The sequence below is a fragment of the Oleiphilus sp. HI0061 genome (assembly GCF_001635675.1).
Window position 1 is genome coordinate 1 of sequence record NZ_LWFE01000918.1, and the last position, 558, is coordinate 558.

General features: G+C 48.7%; 1 pseudogene. It reads right to left on the reverse strand.

The window, feature by feature from the left end:
• Window positions 1–558 (reverse strand): annotated as a pseudogene (locus A3735_RS10820) (AMP-binding protein); the annotation flags it as partial.

Here is a 558-nt window from a genome sequence, read left to right on the forward strand (position 1 = left end):
TCAACTACTGAAGGGTCGTTCAGCGTTGAGGTATCCCCCAAGTTGCCAAAGTCACCTGCAGCAATTTTGCGAAGGATCCTGCGCATGATCTTGCCAGATCGCGTCTTGGGTAAGGCATCGACCCACTGAATCAGCTCAGGAGTCGCAACGGGCCCCATTTCGACTCTCACATGTTGCTTCAGTAACTCCGTTGCATTGGCTGCAAGTTCAACTCCATCCATCGGCGTCACGTAAACATAGATAGCTTCACCTTTGATATCATGTGGATAACCAACAACAGCTGCTTCCGCCACATCAGGATGAGACACCAAAGCACTCTCTAATTCAGCGGTTCCTAAGCGATGACCTGAAACATTCAAGACATCATCAACACGCCCGGTAATCCAGAAATAGCCATCAGCATCTCGCTTGGCACCGTCGCCTGTAAAGTACATATTGTCATGAGTTGAAAAATAGGTTTCGATAAACCGTGCGTGATCATTCCAGATGGTACGAGCCTGCCCCGGCCAGGAGTCCATAATAACCAAATGACCACTCGTTTCACCTTGGAGAATATCA